The 15957-nt window shown below is 67.6% G+C and carries 12 protein-coding genes; 8 read left to right on the forward strand and 4 right to left on the reverse strand.

Annotation, left to right across the window (positions count from 1 at the left end; translation table 11 throughout):
- Positions 1–25 precede the first annotated feature (25 nt).
- Positions 26–724 carry a glutathione binding-like protein gene (locus V5F74_RS13285; RefSeq protein ID WP_394008502.1) on the reverse strand — a complete coding sequence of 233 codons (699 nt, stop codon included), beginning with the start codon at positions 722–724 and terminating at the stop codon, positions 26–28.
- A 163-nt stretch (positions 725–887) separates the two neighbouring features.
- On the opposite strand from V5F74_RS13285, the gene V5F74_RS13290 reads away from it, so the two are divergent.
- From V5F74_RS13290 to V5F74_RS13315, 6 genes are all read left to right on the forward strand, one after another.
- Positions 888–1595 (forward strand): glutathione S-transferase family protein, encoded by a 708-nt coding sequence (locus V5F74_RS13290; RefSeq protein WP_394008920.1) that lies wholly within the window; start codon positions 888–890, stop codon positions 1593–1595.
- 16 nt (positions 1596–1611) lie between these two features.
- Positions 1612–2418, forward strand: coding sequence for an SDR family NAD(P)-dependent oxidoreductase (locus V5F74_RS13295; RefSeq protein WP_394008504.1), 807 nt, complete (start codon positions 1612–1614; stop codon positions 2416–2418).
- Between the two features lie 280 nt (positions 2419–2698).
- Positions 2699–3784, forward strand: coding sequence for a recombinase RecA (gene recA, locus V5F74_RS13300; RefSeq protein WP_029558818.1), 1086 nt, complete (start codon positions 2699–2701; stop codon positions 3782–3784).
- 264 nt (positions 3785–4048) lie between these two features.
- The gene (gene alaS, locus V5F74_RS13305) at positions 4049–6700 is read left to right on the forward strand and encodes an alanine--tRNA ligase (protein WP_029558817.1); all 2652 of its coding nucleotides are present in this window, start codon (positions 4049–4051) and stop codon (positions 6698–6700) included.
- Between the two features lie 205 nt (positions 6701–6905).
- Positions 6906–8648: a cation:proton antiporter domain-containing protein gene (locus tag V5F74_RS13310; RefSeq protein WP_394008507.1), complete on the forward strand. Its 1743-nt coding sequence runs from the start codon at positions 6906–6908 to the stop codon at positions 8646–8648.
- A 7-nt stretch (positions 8649–8655) separates the two neighbouring features.
- Positions 8656–9819 carry a cyclic nucleotide-gated ion channel gene (locus tag V5F74_RS13315; protein WP_394008509.1) on the forward strand — a complete coding sequence of 388 codons (1164 nt, stop codon included), beginning with the start codon at positions 8656–8658 and terminating at the stop codon, positions 9817–9819.
- Between the two features lie 89 nt (positions 9820–9908).
- On the opposite strand, the gene V5F74_RS13320 is transcribed toward V5F74_RS13315, so the two are convergent.
- Positions 9909–11123: an NADP-dependent isocitrate dehydrogenase gene (locus V5F74_RS13320; RefSeq protein ID WP_029558814.1), complete on the reverse strand. Its 1215-nt coding sequence runs from the start codon at positions 11121–11123 to the stop codon at positions 9909–9911.
- Positions 11124–11388: 265 nt separating this feature from the next.
- On the opposite strand from V5F74_RS13320, the gene V5F74_RS13325 reads away from it, so the two are divergent.
- Positions 11389–12240, forward strand: coding sequence for an RNA methyltransferase (locus V5F74_RS13325; protein WP_394008511.1), 852 nt, complete (start codon positions 11389–11391; stop codon positions 12238–12240).
- A 93-nt stretch (positions 12241–12333) separates the two neighbouring features.
- Here V5F74_RS13325 and glnA read toward each other — a convergent pair whose 3' ends face one another.
- Entirely contained in the window at positions 12334–13749 is a 1416-nt protein-coding gene (glnA, locus tag V5F74_RS13330) for a type I glutamate--ammonia ligase (RefSeq protein ID WP_024278715.1), read from the reverse strand.
- A gap of 61 nt (positions 13750–13810) precedes the next feature.
- Positions 13811–14149: a P-II family nitrogen regulator gene (locus tag V5F74_RS13335; RefSeq protein ID WP_012115561.1), complete on the reverse strand. Its 339-nt coding sequence runs from the start codon at positions 14147–14149 to the stop codon at positions 13811–13813.
- Between the two features lie 249 nt (positions 14150–14398).
- On the opposite strand from V5F74_RS13335, the gene V5F74_RS13340 reads away from it, so the two are divergent.
- Positions 14399–15862 (forward strand): NAD(P)H-hydrate dehydratase, encoded by a 1464-nt coding sequence (locus V5F74_RS13340; RefSeq protein WP_394008514.1) that lies wholly within the window; start codon positions 14399–14401, stop codon positions 15860–15862.
- The last annotated feature ends 95 nt before the right edge of the window (positions 15863–15957 follow it).

Raw genomic sequence — 15957 nt, forward strand, 5'->3', positions numbered from 1 at the left:
AGCGTAACCCGCGCCGGGCGTTGCGTCATCCGGCCTGCCGTGCGGTCTGGCCAAAGAGGATCTTCTTGCCTTCCTCGGTCACCGTCGGTCGCTTGGTGAAGGGCTCGCCCTTCGCGTAGGCCGCGATGGTCGCCGGGCGCGCCGCCACCGCCTCGAACCAGCGCTTCAGGTGCGGGAAGGTGTCGAGGTCCTGCTGCTGGCGCTGGTGCGGCACGATCCAGGGGTAGATGGCCATGTCGGCGATGGAATATTCCTCGCCCGCCACGTTCGCGCTCTTGCCGAGGCGCGTGTTGAGCACGCCGTAGAGACGGTTCGTCTCCTTCACGTAGCGCTCCATGGCGTAGGGAATGCGCTCCGGCGCGTATTGGACGAAATGGTGGTTCTGCCCGGCCATGGGACCGAGCCCGCCCACCTGCCAGAACAGCCATTCCAGCACGCTCTTGCGCCCGCGCACGTCGGCGGGAATGAAGCGGCCGGTCTTGTCCGCGAGATAGAGCAGGATGGCGCCGGATTCGAACACCGGGATGGGCGCGCCACCATCGGCAGGGGCATGATCGACGATCGCAGGCATGCGGTTGTTGGGGGCAATGGCCAGAAAATCCGGCTTGAACTGGTCGCCTGCGCTGATGTCCACGGGAATGATGGTGTAGTCGATGCCCACTTCTTCGAGAAACATCGTGATCTTGTGACCGTTCGGGGTCGGCCAATAATGCAGGTCGATCATTCGGGATCATCCATGACATGTCGTGCCGCCGCCGAGATCTGGCATGCAGCAGTAATTTGCGATGCGGACAGCTTGCGCAGGTGTCCGATGCGTGCATTCTATATCAGTCGTTCTAAAACGCAAACGTGCCCGCTTCGGCGGCTGCCAGCGAAGGGTGATCCCGTTGATCCGCTTCTATTTCCATCCGACGCCTAACCCGGCCAAGGTCGCGCTCTTCCTGGAAGAGACGGGCCTTCCCTACGAGATTGTCCCGGTGGACACCGCCAAGGGCGAGCAGCACCTGCCGGCGTTCCGCGCCATCAATCCCAACGGCAAGGTGCCAGCCATCGTCGATACGGACGGGCCGGGCGGCGGCGAGACGCGGGTGTTCGATTCCACCGCGATCCTCATTTATCTCGCGGAGAAGACCGGCCGCTTCGGCGGTGATCCCAAGGACCGGCCGGAGTTGCTCTCCTGGCTGCTGTTTCTCGCCAGCGGCCTTGGGCCGTTCTCCGGTCAGGCGGTGCATTTCCAGCACGCCGCGCCCGAGGGGCTCGGCTATGCCGTGAACCGGTACCGTCGCGAGGCGGAGCGGCACTATCAGGTGCTCGACGACCTGCTCGCCACCCGCCCCTACATCACCGGCAAGGACTACACCATCGCCGACATGTCGGCCTGGGGGTGGATCCTTCGCGCGTCCCGGGTGCTGAAGGGCGAGGACGATCCCCTGGCGCGCTTCCCGCACATCAAGCGCTGGTTCGCCGAGATCGACGCCCGCCCCGCCGCCGCCCGCGCCCGCGCGGTGGGCACCGATCACGCCTTCAAGCCCATGGGCGATGAGGAATCCCGCAAGGCGCTCTTCCCCTCCAACTATCCGCCGGCAGCGGAGTGAAGGGGCAGGCAACGCCATGAAGATCAAGGGAAAGCGAATCCTCCTCACCGGCGGATCGAGCGGCATCGGCCGCGCCATCGCCACCGCTTTGGCAGCGGAAGGCGCGCGCCTCGTGCTCACCAGCCGCCGGCCTGACGCTCTGGCGGAGGCGGTCGGCGCGCTCAAGGCGTCCGGCGCCGAGGTCCACGGCATCCCCGGCGACGTGACCGATCCTGCGGACCGTACGACGATGCTGGACGGCGCGGTGGCGGCGCTGGGCGGCCTCGACATCCTCATCAACAATGCCGGCGGCGTACGCGCCGGCCGGCTGGAGGAGACGAGCGAGGCCGACATCCGCGCCATGATCGAGGTGGACCTGATCGCGCCCATCCTCGTCACCCGCGCCGCGCTGCCGGCGCTGCGGGCGAGCGGGGAGGGACTGATCGTGGACATCACCTCCGCCATCGCGCTCATCGGTATGCCGTTCTACGCCACCTATGCGGCGGCGAAGGCTGGCCTCGCGCGCTTCGATGAGGCGCTCAGGCGGGAGCTGGCAGGAGAAGGCGTGCGCGTCCTCACCGTCTATCCCGGTGCCACCGACACGCCGATGATGCGCAGCAGCCGCGCCGGACCGGAGGTCGGCTTCAGCCGCGAGCCGGCCGAGGCGGTGGCGGAGGCCGTCGTTGCCGGCATCGCGGCCGATGCGTTCGAGGTGGTGCGCGGCGGGGAGGCGCGGGCACAGATGATCGCGCTCAACCGCACCGACCCGCTCGCCCTCGATGCCCGCTTCGCCACCCTCAAGGATGCCCTCGGCGAAGCCGTGCGCGACCACGCCGCCCTCTAGGCGCTCACGCCTCCACGACAATGCCCCCGTCGCCCTGCCGGTCGATCACCGACAGGGCGGCGGCGGTGCCGACCCGCTCCGGTTGTGAGCGTGTCGAGGTCGTTCAGCGCCCGGCGTCAGCGACATTTATTCCGGAATCCTGTTGGTGCTCCAGCGACAAAGAGCGATCGCGCCTCCACCACACGCTGAGTGCCAAATAGAACATATTGCGAACTGAGAACAAAAAGGGTACAAGCACAACGTTCTTAATTCCCCCTTGCACCCGCACCGGAGCGCGGCGATGACTCAGGCGACACTCCGACTCGTCGAAGGTTCTTCCATGGACAAGACCAAGGCGCTGGATGCCGCGCTCTCGCAGATCGAGCGGCATTTCGGCAAGGGCTCCATCATGCGGCTCGGCAAGGGCGGGAAAGCCCTTGAGATTGAGAGCATTCCCACCGGTTCGCTGGGGCTCGACATCGCACTGGGCATCGGCGGCCTGCCCAAGGGACGCGTCGTGGAGATTTACGGACCCGAATCCTCGGGCAAGACCACGCTCGCGCTTCACACGATCGCCGAATCGCAGAAGCGCGGGGGCACCTGCGCCTTCATCGACGCCGAGCACGCGCTGGACCCGATCTATGCCCGCAAGCTGGGCGTGAACCTCGACGACCTGCTTATCTCCCAGCCCGACGCCGGCGAGCAGGCGCTGGAGATCGCCGACACGCTGGTGCGCTCCGGTGCCGTCGACGTGCTGGTGGTCGATTCGGTGGCGGCCCTCACCCCCCGGGCCGAACTCGACGGCGAGATGGGCGACAACCAGCCGGGCCTTCAGGCTCGCCTCATGAGCCAGGCGCTGCGCAAGCTCACGGCCTCCATCTCCAAGTCCAACACCATGGTCATCTTCATCAACCAGATCCGGATGAAGATCGGCGTGATGTACGGCTCGCCGGAGACCACCACGGGTGGCAACGCGCTGAAGTTCTATGCCTCGATCCGCCTCGACATCCGCCGCATCGGCGCCATCAAGGAACGCGACGAGGTGGTGGGCAACCAGACCCGTGTGAAGGTGGTGAAGAACAAGCTGGCGCCGCCGTTCAAGCAGGTCGAGTTCGACATCATGTATGGCGAGGGTGTCTCCAAGACGGGCGAATTGCTCGATCTCGGTGTCAAGGCCGGCGTGGTGGAGAAGTCCGGTGCCTGGTTCTCCCACGACAGCCAGCGCCTGGGGCAGGGTCGCGAGAACGCCAAGACCTTCCTGAAGCAGAACCAGGAGATCGCCGGGCGCATCGAGGCCGCTATCCGCCAGAATGCCGGCCTCATCGCCGAGAAGATCCTCGCCGGCGATCCGGAGGAGGACGCCGAAGGCTCCGCCGCCGACGCCTGATGCGCCGGGCGCGGACGTCGCCTTGACGGATTTCGGTGCGGGCGGGGGCCGGATGGTCTCCGCCCGTTTCGTCTTGCGCCCTCGCGTTTCTGGACAAGCGGCGGGCCCATCGTTAAACGAACCCGGTTCCGCCGGCCGCATCGGTCGAGGGAACCGCGCGACACCCGAGGGATGGCCCCAAGCTCGGCCCGAGGCGCTGGCGCGCGCAGCGATCACCAGAGCCGGCCGCCGCAAGGCCCGGCCTCCGAGGGACAGTGCCGGCACATGAGCGGCGTCAACGAGATCCGGTCGAGCTTCATCGACTACTTCGTCAAGGAGGGCCACGAGGCCGTCGCCTCGTCGCCCCTCGTGCCGCATAACGACCCCACGCTCATGTTCACCAATGCGGGCATGGTGCAGTTCAAGAACGTCTTCACCGGCGTCGAGAAGCGGCCCTATTCGCGGGCTGCGACGTCGCAGAAGTGCGTCAGGGCCGGCGGCAAGCACAACGACCTCGACAATGTGGGCTACACCGCGCGGCACCACACCTTCTTCGAGATGCTCGGCAACTTTTCGTTCGGCGACTATTTCAAGGATCGCGCGATCGAGCTCGCCTGGAACCTCGTGACCCGCACCTTCGATTTGCCGAAGGACCGCCTGCTCGTCACCGTCTACAGCGAGGACGAGGAAGCCTACGGCCTGTGGAAGAAGATCGCCGGCCTGTCCGACGACCGCATTATCCGCATCGCGTCCTCGGACAATTTCTGGTCCATGGGCGACACCGGCCCGTGCGGCCCCTGCTCGGAAATCTTCTTCGACCACGGCCCGCACATCTTCGGTGGCCCGCCCGGCTCGGCGGACCAGGACGGCGACCGCTTCATCGAGATCTGGAATCTCGTGTTCATGCAGTACGAGCAGCTGCCGGGCGGCGAGCGCGTCGGCCTGCCGCGGCCGTCCATCGACACCGGCATGGGCCTCGAGCGCATCTCGGCCGTGCTGCAGGGCACGCATGACAATTACGAGACCGACCTCATGCGCGCCCTCATCGCCGAGGTCGCGGAATTCACCGGCGTCGATCCCGAAGGGCCGCAGAAGGCCAGCCACCGGGTGATCGCCGATCACCTGCGCGCGTCGGTCTTCCTCACCGCCGACGGCGTGCTGCCCTCCAACGAGGGGCGCGGCTACGTCCTGCGCCGCATCATGCGCCGCGCCATGCGCCACGCGCAGCTGCTCGGCGCCAAGGACCCGCTGATGCACCGCCTCGTGCCCATCCTGGTGCGCGAGATGGGCCGGGCCTATCCCGAGATCGTGCGCGCCGAGCCGCTGGCGGAAGAGACGCTGCTGCTCGAGGAGACGCGCTTCCGCCGCACGCTGGAGCGCGGCCTCTCCATCCTCGAGGAGGAGAGCCAGGGCCTCGTTTCCGGCGCGAACTTCCCGGGTGAGGTAGCGTTCAAGCTCTACGACACCTACGGCTTCCCGCTCGATCTGACCCAGGACGCCCTGCGCGCCCGCGGCATCAGCGTCGACACCGACGCGTTCGACGCCGCCATGGCCCGTCAGAAGGCGGAAGCCCGTGCCAACTGGGCCGGCTCCGGCGAGGCGGCGACCGACACGCTGTGGTTCTCTGTTCGTGACAAGGTGGGCGCCACAGACTTCCTCGGCTACGACACCGAGAAGGCCGAAGGCGTTGTCACCGCCCTCGTGCGCGACGGCGCTGAGGTTGCGGCCCTCAATGCCGGCGAGACCGGCCTCGTGGTGCTGAACCAGACGCCCTTCTATGCCGAATCCGGCGGCCAGGTGGGCGACACCGGCCGCATGACCGGCGAGGGCGGCATCGTCGTGGAGGTCCGGGCGACCCAGAAGAAGCTGGGCGACCTGTTCCTGCACGATGTGAAGGTCGACACCGGCACGCTCAAGCCCGGCACCGCTCTCGTGCTGGAGGTCAATCACGACCGCCGCGCCGCGGTGCGCGCCAACCATTCCGCCACCCATCTCCTGCACGAGGCGCTCCGCCGGGTGCTCGGCGAGCATGTGGCGCAGAAGGGGTCGCTGGTCGCCCCCGACCGCCTGCGCTTCGATTTCTCCCACCCCAAGCCCCTCAGCGAGGCCGAGGTGGCGGAAGTGGAGGAGATCGCCAACCGCTTCGTGCTGCGCAACGAGCCGGTGGAGACCCGCATCCTCGCGGTGGACGACGCCATCAAGTCCGGCGCCCGCGCGCTGTTCGGCGAGAAGTATGGCGATGAGGTGCGTGTCGTCTCCATGGGTACCGACGACGGCAACGGCGCGCCCTATTCGGTGGAGCTGTGCGGCGGCACCCATGTGAAGCGCACCGGCGACATCGGCCTCATCTCGGTGGTTTCCGAGGGCGCGGTGGCGTCCGGCGTCCGCCGCATCGAGGCGCTCACAGCCCGCTCGGCCCGCAAGCATCTCAACGGCGCCAACGCCGCGCTCATCGCCACCGCCTCCGCGCTCAAGGCGCCGGTGGCGGAGGTTGAGGCGCGTGTCGCCGCGCTGGTGGAGGAGCGGCGCAAGCTGGAGCGCGAGCTGGCCGAGACCCGCAAGAAGCTCGCCATGGGCGGCAACCAGGGCGCGGCCGACGCCGTGCGCACGGTCGGCGACATCAAGCTCCTGGCGCGGCAGGTGGAAGGCATCGAGATCAAGGATCTCAAGGGCCTCGTGGACGAGGGCAAGAAGCAGATCGGCTCGGGCGTGGTGGCCATCGTCGGCGTCACGTCCGATGGCAAGGCCGGCATCGTGGTGGGCGTCACCGCCGACCTCACCGCCCGCGTGGATGCCGTTGCGCTGGTGCGGCGGGGTGCCGAGGCGCTGGGCGGCAAGGGCGGCGGTGGCCGTCCCGACATGGCCCAGGCCGGCGGCCCCGACGGCGACAAGGCGGAGGCTGCCCTCTCCGCCATCGAGGCGGCCCTCGCGGGCTGAACGGCCGGGCGGTTCGCCGCTCCGCCGTACCGCGGCATCGGAGGACACAGCCGCCGATGGGCCGAGCCTGGTCCGGCAAGGGCAAGGTTCGGAGACATTCTCCGACGTATTGGGGGCTGATTTGATCCAGGCCCCTTGCGCAGCGTCAGTCATTCTTGCCACACAGGGAAGGGGCGCGGGCGAACGGTAGCGGAGTGGTGGGGCATTGAACGACAGCTTCCTCAAGGATGCGTTCGTCTATCTCCTCGCCGCCGGGGTGCTGGTGCCGCTCTTCCACCGCGCCCGTATCGGTGCCGTGGTGGGCTTCATCGCCGTGGGTGCGCTCTTAGGCCCCCACGGGCTCGGGCACCTCGCCGATACGCTGCCGCTGGTGCGCTTCGTCACCATTTCCAGTCCCGAACGGGCGGCGCCGTTCGGCGAACTGGGCATCGTCTTCCTGCTGTTTTTGCTCGGGCTTGAATTCTCCACCGCGCGCCTGTGGGCGCTGCGGCGCGAGGTGTTCGGCGTCGGCTGCCTGCAGGTGGTGTTCTGCGGTGTCCCGCTGGCGCTGGGCGCGGTGCTCATCGGATACCCGCCGGGTGTGGCGCTGGTGCTGGGCTCGGCGCTCGCTTTGTCGTCCACGGCGGTCGTGAGCCAGCTGCTCATCGATCAGCATCGCGCCCTTGCCCCGCTCGGCCAGCTCGTCATCGCCGTCCTGCTGTTTCAGGACCTGATGGTGGTGCCCATCCTCCTGGCGGCCGAGCTTCTCACGGGCAATGCGCCGGACGTGCTGACGTTGGCCGCCCTTGCGCTTGTCAAGGCGGTGGGCGCCGTCGCGCTGATTTTGGTGGCAGGGCGCTTCGTGCTGGCGCCGCTGGTCGCGGCGGCGGCCTCCACGCGGTCGCGCGATCTCATCATGGCGATCACGCTGGTGGTGGTGGTGGGTTCGGCGGCGATCACCCATCGGGCGGGCCTGTCCAGCGCGCTCGGGGCGTTCCTCGCCGGGATGCTGCTGTCGGAAACGGCCTACCGGCACCAGATCGAGGTGGACCTCGAGCCGTTCAAGGGCCTGCTCATCGGCGTGTTCTTCGTCACCGTGGGCATGAGCATTGATTTCGCCGTGGTGCTGCCGCGGCTCGGCTGGGTGCTGGGCGGTGTCGCCTGCATCCTCGCCGTGAAGATCGTCTTCACCTATGCCGCCGGCCGCCTGATGAAAGTCGCGCCACCGGCTGCGGCGGAGGCGGCCGTGCTGCTGGCGCAGACGGGGGAATTCGCCCTCGTGGTGCTGGCGCTCCTGGCGGCGAACGGGGCGCTGCCGCGGGCCGATGCCGGCGTCCTCATCGCCATGGTCGGCCTCAGCCTCGCGGCAACGCCGTTCCTCGCACGGCTGGGCCGGCGGCTGGGGCGGACGCTGGATGCCCGCCTCAACGACAATCTCGCCGCGCCTGCGCAGAGCAGCGCCGAGGGCCACGTGGTCATTGGTGGCTTCGGGCGGGTGGGCCGCATGGTAGCGGACGCGCTGGAGGAAGAGGGCGTCGCCTATGTGGCGCTCGACAACGATCCCCGCCGGGTGGCCGAGGCGCGGGGCGCCGGCCTGCCGGTCTATTTCGGCGATGCCGGGCGCGCGGAGATGCTGGCGCGCCTGGGCGCCGAGCGCGCGACCGTGTTCGTGGTGACACTCGATGCGCCCAATGCGGCCGAACGCATGGCGGGTGCCGTGCGCCAGCACTGGCCGTCGGCCGCGATCATCGCCCGTGCGAAGGATACCGAGCATGCCCACCGGCTCTCGGCGCTCGGGGTGGCGGGCGTGATACCGGAGGCGCAGGAAGCAAGCCTGCAACTCGCCGCCCGCCTCTTGACGCAGCTCGGTCTGCCGGACGAGGTGGTGGTGGCGCGCACCGAGCGCGCCCGGGCCCGCATCGAGACAGCGCTCGGTCGCGCGCGACGCCAAGGCGGGCAGGGGATTTGAGGACGAGATGAAGGAGCAATCGGCCCGGCGACGTGTGTTCGACATCCTGGAGCGAGACCTTCCCGGCGACCGGACGGCGGATTTCGTCCATTATTTCCTGATCGGAACGGTGCTGCTGTCGGTGACGGGCGCGGTGCTGGCAACCGTGCAATCCCTGGAAATTCGCGATGCGTGGTGGTTCAGGGTCGGCGAGTTCTGCGGGCTGCTGATCTTCACGGTGGAATACGGGTTCCGGCTGTGGGTGGCACCGGAACACCCGCTCCGGCGCGGCATGTCGAATACGCGCGCGCGGCTCAGCTACATGCTGACCGTGCCGGCGCTGATCGACCTCATCGCCATCCTGCCGTGGTTCGTGGCGCTGGCCACCGATTTTGATCCCCACGCCCTGCTGGTGCTGCGCCTCGTGCGCTTCCTCAAGCTGGCGCGCTATTCCTCCGGCTTCAACGCGCTCTATCTCGCCATCAGGCGCGAGCGCTACGCGCTGCTCTCCTGCCTCATCATCCTGTGCTCGGGCGTGCTGATGTCGGCGACCGCCATGTACCTGACTGAGCGGAATGTGCAGCCGGACAAGTTCGGGTCCATCCCGCTGGCCATGTGGTGGTCCATCACCACCCTCACCACGGTGGGGTATGGCGACGTGGTGCCGGTGACCAATCTCGGCCGTGTCATCGGCGGCCTCACCATGATCTCCGGCCTGATGATGCTGGCGCTGCCCATCGCCATCATCGCCGGCTCCTTTGCCGAGGTGATCTCGAAGCACAATTTCGTCGTCACCTTCTCCATGATCGCGCGGCTGCCGCCCTTTTCCGATCTCGATGCGCCCGTGCTGGGCGACATCCTCCCCGTTCTGCATTCCCGCAGCTACGACCGCGGCCACCATGTGGTGCGGCGCGGCGAGGAGGCGGCCCACCTGTTCGTGGTGCTGGAGGGCAGGGTGGAGATGGAAAGCCCCGACGGTATCCGCTCGCTGGGGCCGGGCGAGGTGTTCGGGCTCCTGCCCGGTCACACGAAGCCAGATCCGGCGACGGTGCGGGCGGTGGCGAAGACCAAGATCCTCTCCATCGAAGAAAACGAGCTGTACATGCTCGCCTTGCGCCATCCCGATGTGATCGGCCGGCTTTCGGAACTGCATCCGGACGTGAAGCCCGAGACCGACGTCCCCGCCGCCTGACGCCTCCCGCCAAAACAAAAAGGGGCCGCGCGTGGCGACCCCTTCGGGATTGCGGCGGCAGCCTGGGCTGCCGCCAAATGTCGTCTGCCTCAGGCCGCCATGGCCTTGGTGAGGTTCTCCGACACCTTGTCGAGGAAGCCGGTGGTGGAGAGCCACTTCTGGTCGGCACCGACGAGGAGCGCGAGGTCCTTGGTCATGTCGCCGGCCTCGACCGTGTCCACGCACACCTTCTCCAGCGTCGCGGCGAACTTGGCGAGGTCCTCGTTGCCGTCGAGCTTGGCGCGATGGGCAAGGCCGCGGGTCCAGGCGAAGATGGAGGCGATGGAGTTGGTGGAGGTCTCCTTGCCCTTCTGGTGCTCGCGATAGTGGCGGGTGACGGTGCCGTGGGCGGCTTCCGCCTCCACCGTCTTGCCATCGGGCGTCATCAGCACGGAGGTCATCAGGCCGAGCGAGCCGAAGCCCTGGGCCACGATGTCGGACTGCACGTCGCCGTCATAATTCTTGCAGGCCCACACATAGCCGCCGGACCACTTGAGGGCCGAGGCCACCATGTCGTCGATGAGGCGGTGCTCGTAGGTGAGGCCGCGCTTCTCGAACTCCGCCTTGAACTCGGCCTCGTAGACTTCCTGGAAGATGTCCTTGAAGCGGCCGTCATAGGCCTTGAGGATCGTGTTCTTGGTGGAGAGGTAGACGGGATAGTTGCGCAGGAGGCCGTAGTTGAGCGAGGCGCGGGCGAATTCGCGGATCGACTCATCCAGGTTGTACATGGCCATGGCCACGCCGGCGCCGGGGAAGCTGTAGACTTCCTTCTCGATCTTCGTGCCGTCCTCGCCCACGAAGGAGATGGTCAGCTTGCCCTTGCCGGGCACCTTGAAGTCGGTGGCGCGATATTGGTCGCCGAAGGCGTGACGGCCGACGACGATGGGCTGGGTCCAGCCCGGCACCAGGCGCGGCACGTTCTTGCAGATGATGGGCTCGCGGAAGATCACGCCGCCGAGGATGTTGCGGATGGTGCCGTTGGGCGACTTCCACATTTCCTTGAGGTTGAATTCCTTCACGCGGGCCTCGTCCGGCGTGATGGTGGCGCACTTCACGCCCACGCCGTGCTTCTTGATGGCCTCGGCGGCGGCGATCGTGACCTGATCGTTGGTGGCGTCGCGGTTCTCGACGGAAAGGTCGTAATACTCGAGGTCGAGGTCGAGATAGGGGTGGATCAGCTTGTCCTTGATGTACTGCCAGATGATCCGGGTCATCTCGTCGCCGTCGAGCTCGACGACCGGATTTGCCACCTTGATCTTCGCCATGGGACGGCCTTTCGCGACTGCTCAATGAGCCTTGGTAAATCGGGGGAGGCGATGGCGGCGTTGCGGCGCCACCGGCCTCCGGCACGGGCCGCTATAGCACCGGTGCAGTGCGGCGCAAGACGGAAACCCGGCTAATGCCGTGAGATCGTTTCCCACGCCCGCCCGCTCTGGCGGTCGGGCCGTCGGCATCGCCTGGCCCGTCTTTCGTCCGGGTATCGACACGTCCGGGCGCCGTATGCGACCAAGGCGCGGACAAGGAGACCACATGCCGGGTTCGGGTACCGACAGCACCAAGCCGTGGACGGCGGGGGGGCCGCTCATCATCCTGGTGGAGCCGCAACTTGGGGACAACATCGGCTCGGCGGCGCGCGCCATGGGCAATTTCGGCCTGTCGCGCCTGCGCATCGTGAACCCGCGCCAAGGCTGGCCGAACGACCGGGCGCGCACCTTCGCCGCCGGAGCCGACCGCATCCTCGACGAGGCGCAGCTCTTCCCGGACCTGCGCGCGGCGCTGCATGACGTGAAGTTCGCCTTCGCCACCACCGCCCGCGAGCGTGGCATGGCGAAGCGGGTGCTCGGAGCGGATGAAGCCGTGGCCGAGGCCCGCAGCCGCATGGCCGCCGGCGAGGAAGTGGCGCTGGTGTTCGGCCGCGAGCGCACCGGCCTCTACACGGAGGAGGTATCTTTATGTGATGCCATCCTCACCCTTCCGGTGAACCCGGCCTTCGCCTCCCTGAACCTCGCCACCTGCGTGGCGGTGGCGGGATATGAATGGTCGAAGGCGGAAAGCGGCGGCGCCCTGCCGTTCGCCCCGCCGGACCGCTCGCCGCTTGCCGACAAGGGCGATCTCTTCGCCTTCTTCGACCATCTGGAGACGGCGCTCCAGACCTCCGGCTTCTTTCGCTCGCCGGAGAAGGCGCCCTCCACCATCCGCAACCTGCGCAACATCTTCCACCGGCTGGGTCTCACCCGGCAGGACCTCGCCACCCTGCATGGCGCGGTGACGGCGCTGGAGGAGGGCAGGGAAGGGCGCGAGGCGCGCAAGGCCGAGAACAACGCCCGCGCCGCCGCCCGCAAGGCCGGTAGCGGGACCACGGGGAGCGGCGAGGCCGGCTGAGCCGGGCGACCGGCTGGCCGAGCACGCAGAGACCGCCACAAACGAAAACGGGCGCCCCGAAGGGCGCCCGTTCTGCTTTGGGAGGAAGGTCGATCAGACCGAGTAGTACATCTCGAACTCGACCGGGTGCGGCGTCATCTCGAAGCGCATCACCTCGGCCATCTTCAGGTCGATGTAGGACTCGATGAAGTCCTTCTGGAACACGTCGCCCTTCAGCAGGTACTCGTGATCCGCCTCGAGGGAGGCGAGCGCCTCGCGGAGCGAGCCGCAGACGGTCGGGATCTGCTTCAGCTCGGCCGGGGGCAGGTCGTAGAGATCCTTGTCCATGGCCTGGCCGGGGTCGATCCGGTTCAGGATGCCGTCCATGCCCGCCATGAACAGGGCCGCGAAGGCGAGGTAGGGGTTCGCGCCGGGATCGGGGAAGCGAACCTCGACGCGCTTGGCCTTCGGGTTGTTGGTGTAGGGGATGCGGCAGGACGCCGAACGGTTGCGCGCCGAATAGGCGAGCAGCACGGGGGCCTCATAGCCCGGGACCAGACGCTTGTAGGAGTTGGTCAGCGGGTTGGTGAAGGCGTTCAGCGACTTGGCGTGCTTGATGATGCCGCCGATGTACCACAGGCAGTACTCGGAGAGGTCGGCATACTTGTCGCCGGCGAAGAGGGGCTTGCCCTCCTTCCAGATCGACTGGTGCACGTGCATGCCCGAGCCGTTGTCGCCGAACACCGGCTTCGGCATGAAGGTCGCCGTCTTGCCGTAGATGTTGGCCACCTGGTGGATGCAGTACTTGTAGACCTGCAGGTGGTCGGCCATCGTCACGAGCGAGCCGAACTTGAGGCCGAGCTCGTGCTGGGCGGAAGCCACCTCGTGGTGGTGCTTCTCGACCTTGGCGCCCATCTTGGCCATGGCGGCCAGCATCTCGGAGCGCATGTCCTGCGCCGAGTCGATGGGGGGCACGGGGAAGTAGCCGCCCTTGGTCTTCACGCGGTGGCCGAGGTTGCCGCCCTCATACTCGGTGTCGCCGTTCGTCGGCAGCTCGATGGAGTCGAGCTTGAAGCCGGTGTTGTACGGGTCCGCCTTGAAGCGCACGTCGTCGAAGATGAAAAACTCGGCCTCGGGGCCGAAATACACCGCGTCGCCCACGCCGGTGGACTTGGCATAGGCCTCGGCCTTCCGGGCGATGGAGCGGGGGTCGCGGCCGTAGGGCTGGCCCGTGGTGGGCTCCAGCACGTCGCAGACGATGGAGAGCGTGGTCTCCGAGAAGAAGGGGTCGATGCAGGTGGTCGTCGGATCCGGCATGAGCAGCATGTCGGACTCGTTGATGGCCTTCCAGCCGGCGATGGACGAACCGTCGAAGGCGGTGCCTTCGGTCAGGAATTCCTCGTCGACCATGCTGATGTCGAACGTGACATGCTGCCACTTGCCGCGCGGATCGGTGAAGCGCAGGTCGACATATTTCACGTCCTCGCTCTTGATGAGGTCGAGGACGTCCTTGGCCGTCTTGGTCGTCATGGGGATTGCTACCTTTCTGCTGGCCTGCAGTTCGTTTCTTGGACGGTTTGTTTTGGACGCGTCAGATCGCGTCGAGGCCGGATTCGCCGGTCCGGATACGGATCGCCTCTTCGATGGACGACACGAAGATCTTCCCGTCTCCGATCCGCCCGGTCTGGGCCGCGCGGCGAATGGCATCGACGGCTCGATCTACCATATCGTCGGAGAGGACAACCTCGATTTTCACCTTAGGCAGGAAATCGACCACATATTCGGCACCGCGGTAGAGCTCCGTATGGCCCTTCTGGCGGCCGAATCCCTTGGCCTCCGTAACGGTAATGCCTTGCAGGCCGACGTCCTGGAGGGCTTCCTTCACCTCATCGAGCTTGAAGGGCTTGATGATTGCCTCGATCTTCTTCATCCGCTCCGTCTCCCTGACCCGATCCGCCGCCGTACGGTCGAGACGCCATTTGTAAGCATGATATGTGCCATGCCTTGCGTCATTTGCCCATGCAGAAGACAGGCAGCGTTGGTCGGATGATGTGCATAATTCTTAGTCGTTGTGATGAAATATTGGGCTTACTTGCGGGTTTTCAGTTCGCCGACGTGAGCATGATCTGAGCATCTGAGGACGGGGGCATCGGTGTACGCACTGCTTGATCCACACGAAATGGCGCGCGCGGACAAGTTCGCCGTCGAAATGGGCACGCCGTCCATGACGCTGATGGACCGCGCGGGCACCGCCGTGGCCGATGCGGTCGCGCGCTACCCCTATCCCACGCGCATCCTCGTGCTCTGCGGGCCGGGGAATAACGGCGGCGACGGATTCGTCGCCGCGCGGGTGCTGGCGCAGCGGGGCTTCAAGGTGCGCCTCGCCCTGCTGGGGGACCGCGACAAGCTCACCGGCGACGCGCGCCGCGCCGCCGAGCGCTGGCGGGGCGCGGTGGAGGAGCCGGCGGCCGTCGATCTCGACGAGGCGGGCGTCATCGTGGATGCCCTGTTCGGCGCCGGCCTCGCCCGCGACCTCGATGGCGCGGCGCGGGCGCTGGTGGAGCGCATGGCGCAGTCCGGCAAGCCCATCGTCGCCGTGGACCTGCCATCGGGCCTCGATGGCGCCACCGGCAAGGTGCGCGGCGCAGCGGCGCAGGCGGTGGAGACGGTCACCTTCTTTCGCCGCAAGCCGGGGCATCTGCTGGAGCCGGGGCGCAGCCTGTGTGGCCGGGTGCGGGTGGCGGACATCGGCATTCCCGACGAGGCGCTGGAGGCGATTCGCCCGCAGACGTTCGTCGACATGCCGGCCCTCTGGCGCGACGCCTTCCTCGTTCCCGCCGCCGGCGGGCACAAATATTCCCGCGGCCATGCCGTCGTGGTGAGCGGACCGGCCTGGACCTCCGGCGCCGCCCGCCTCTCCGCCCGTGGGGCGCTGCGGGCTGGCGCCGGGCTCGTCACCATCGCCCTGCCCCGTGATGCCCTGCCGCTGCAGGCCGCCTCCTATGCCGCCATCATGCCCCGCCCGGTGGATGGGGCAGGGGAGTTGGCGGAGCTGCTGGCCGACCGGCGCTTGAACACGGTGGTGCTCGGGCCGGGCCTCGGCGGTGGGGAGCAGACGCGAGCGAAGATCGACGTGGCTGCCCCGGGGCGGCGCCTGGTGCTCGATGCCGATGCCTTGACCAGCTACGAGGGTGTGCCCTGGGCGCTGGCAGCCGTGGCGGCGTGCAGCGACGGTCTCATCGTCACGCCGCATGAGGGGGAGTTTGCCCGCATGTTCCGTGGCGACGGGGAGGTGCTGGAGGCGCCCTCCAAGCTCGCCCGCACGCGTGCCGCCGCGCGCAGGCTTGGGGCCGTGGTGGTGCTGAAAGGCGCCGACACGGTGATCGCCCATCCCGACGGCCGTGCCGCCATCGCCGAGAATGCGCCGGCCTATCTGGCGACAGCCGGGGCAGGGGATGTGCTGGCCGGCATCGCCGGCGGCCTGCTGGCGCAGGGCATGCCGCCCTTCGAGGCGGCGTGCGCTGCCGTGTGGCTTCACGGAGAGGCCGCCCGTGAGGCGGGGCCGGGGCTCATCGCCGACGATCTGCCCGAGGGTCTGCGTGGAGTCTATAGCCGGCTATATGCCGCCATCGAAAAAGCTTGACGTCCGAAAACGAATCAGGGCGGCCATCCTTGTCTGGCCCGTGACGTCCTCGCGCCCGGCGGCCGAGCGCATGCGCCCGGCCGCCGGGTGGTCCC

Source organism: Xanthobacter aminoxidans (assembly GCF_043193615.1).
GTDB classification, from domain to species: domain Bacteria; phylum Pseudomonadota; class Alphaproteobacteria; order Rhizobiales; family Xanthobacteraceae; genus Xanthobacter; species Xanthobacter aminoxidans.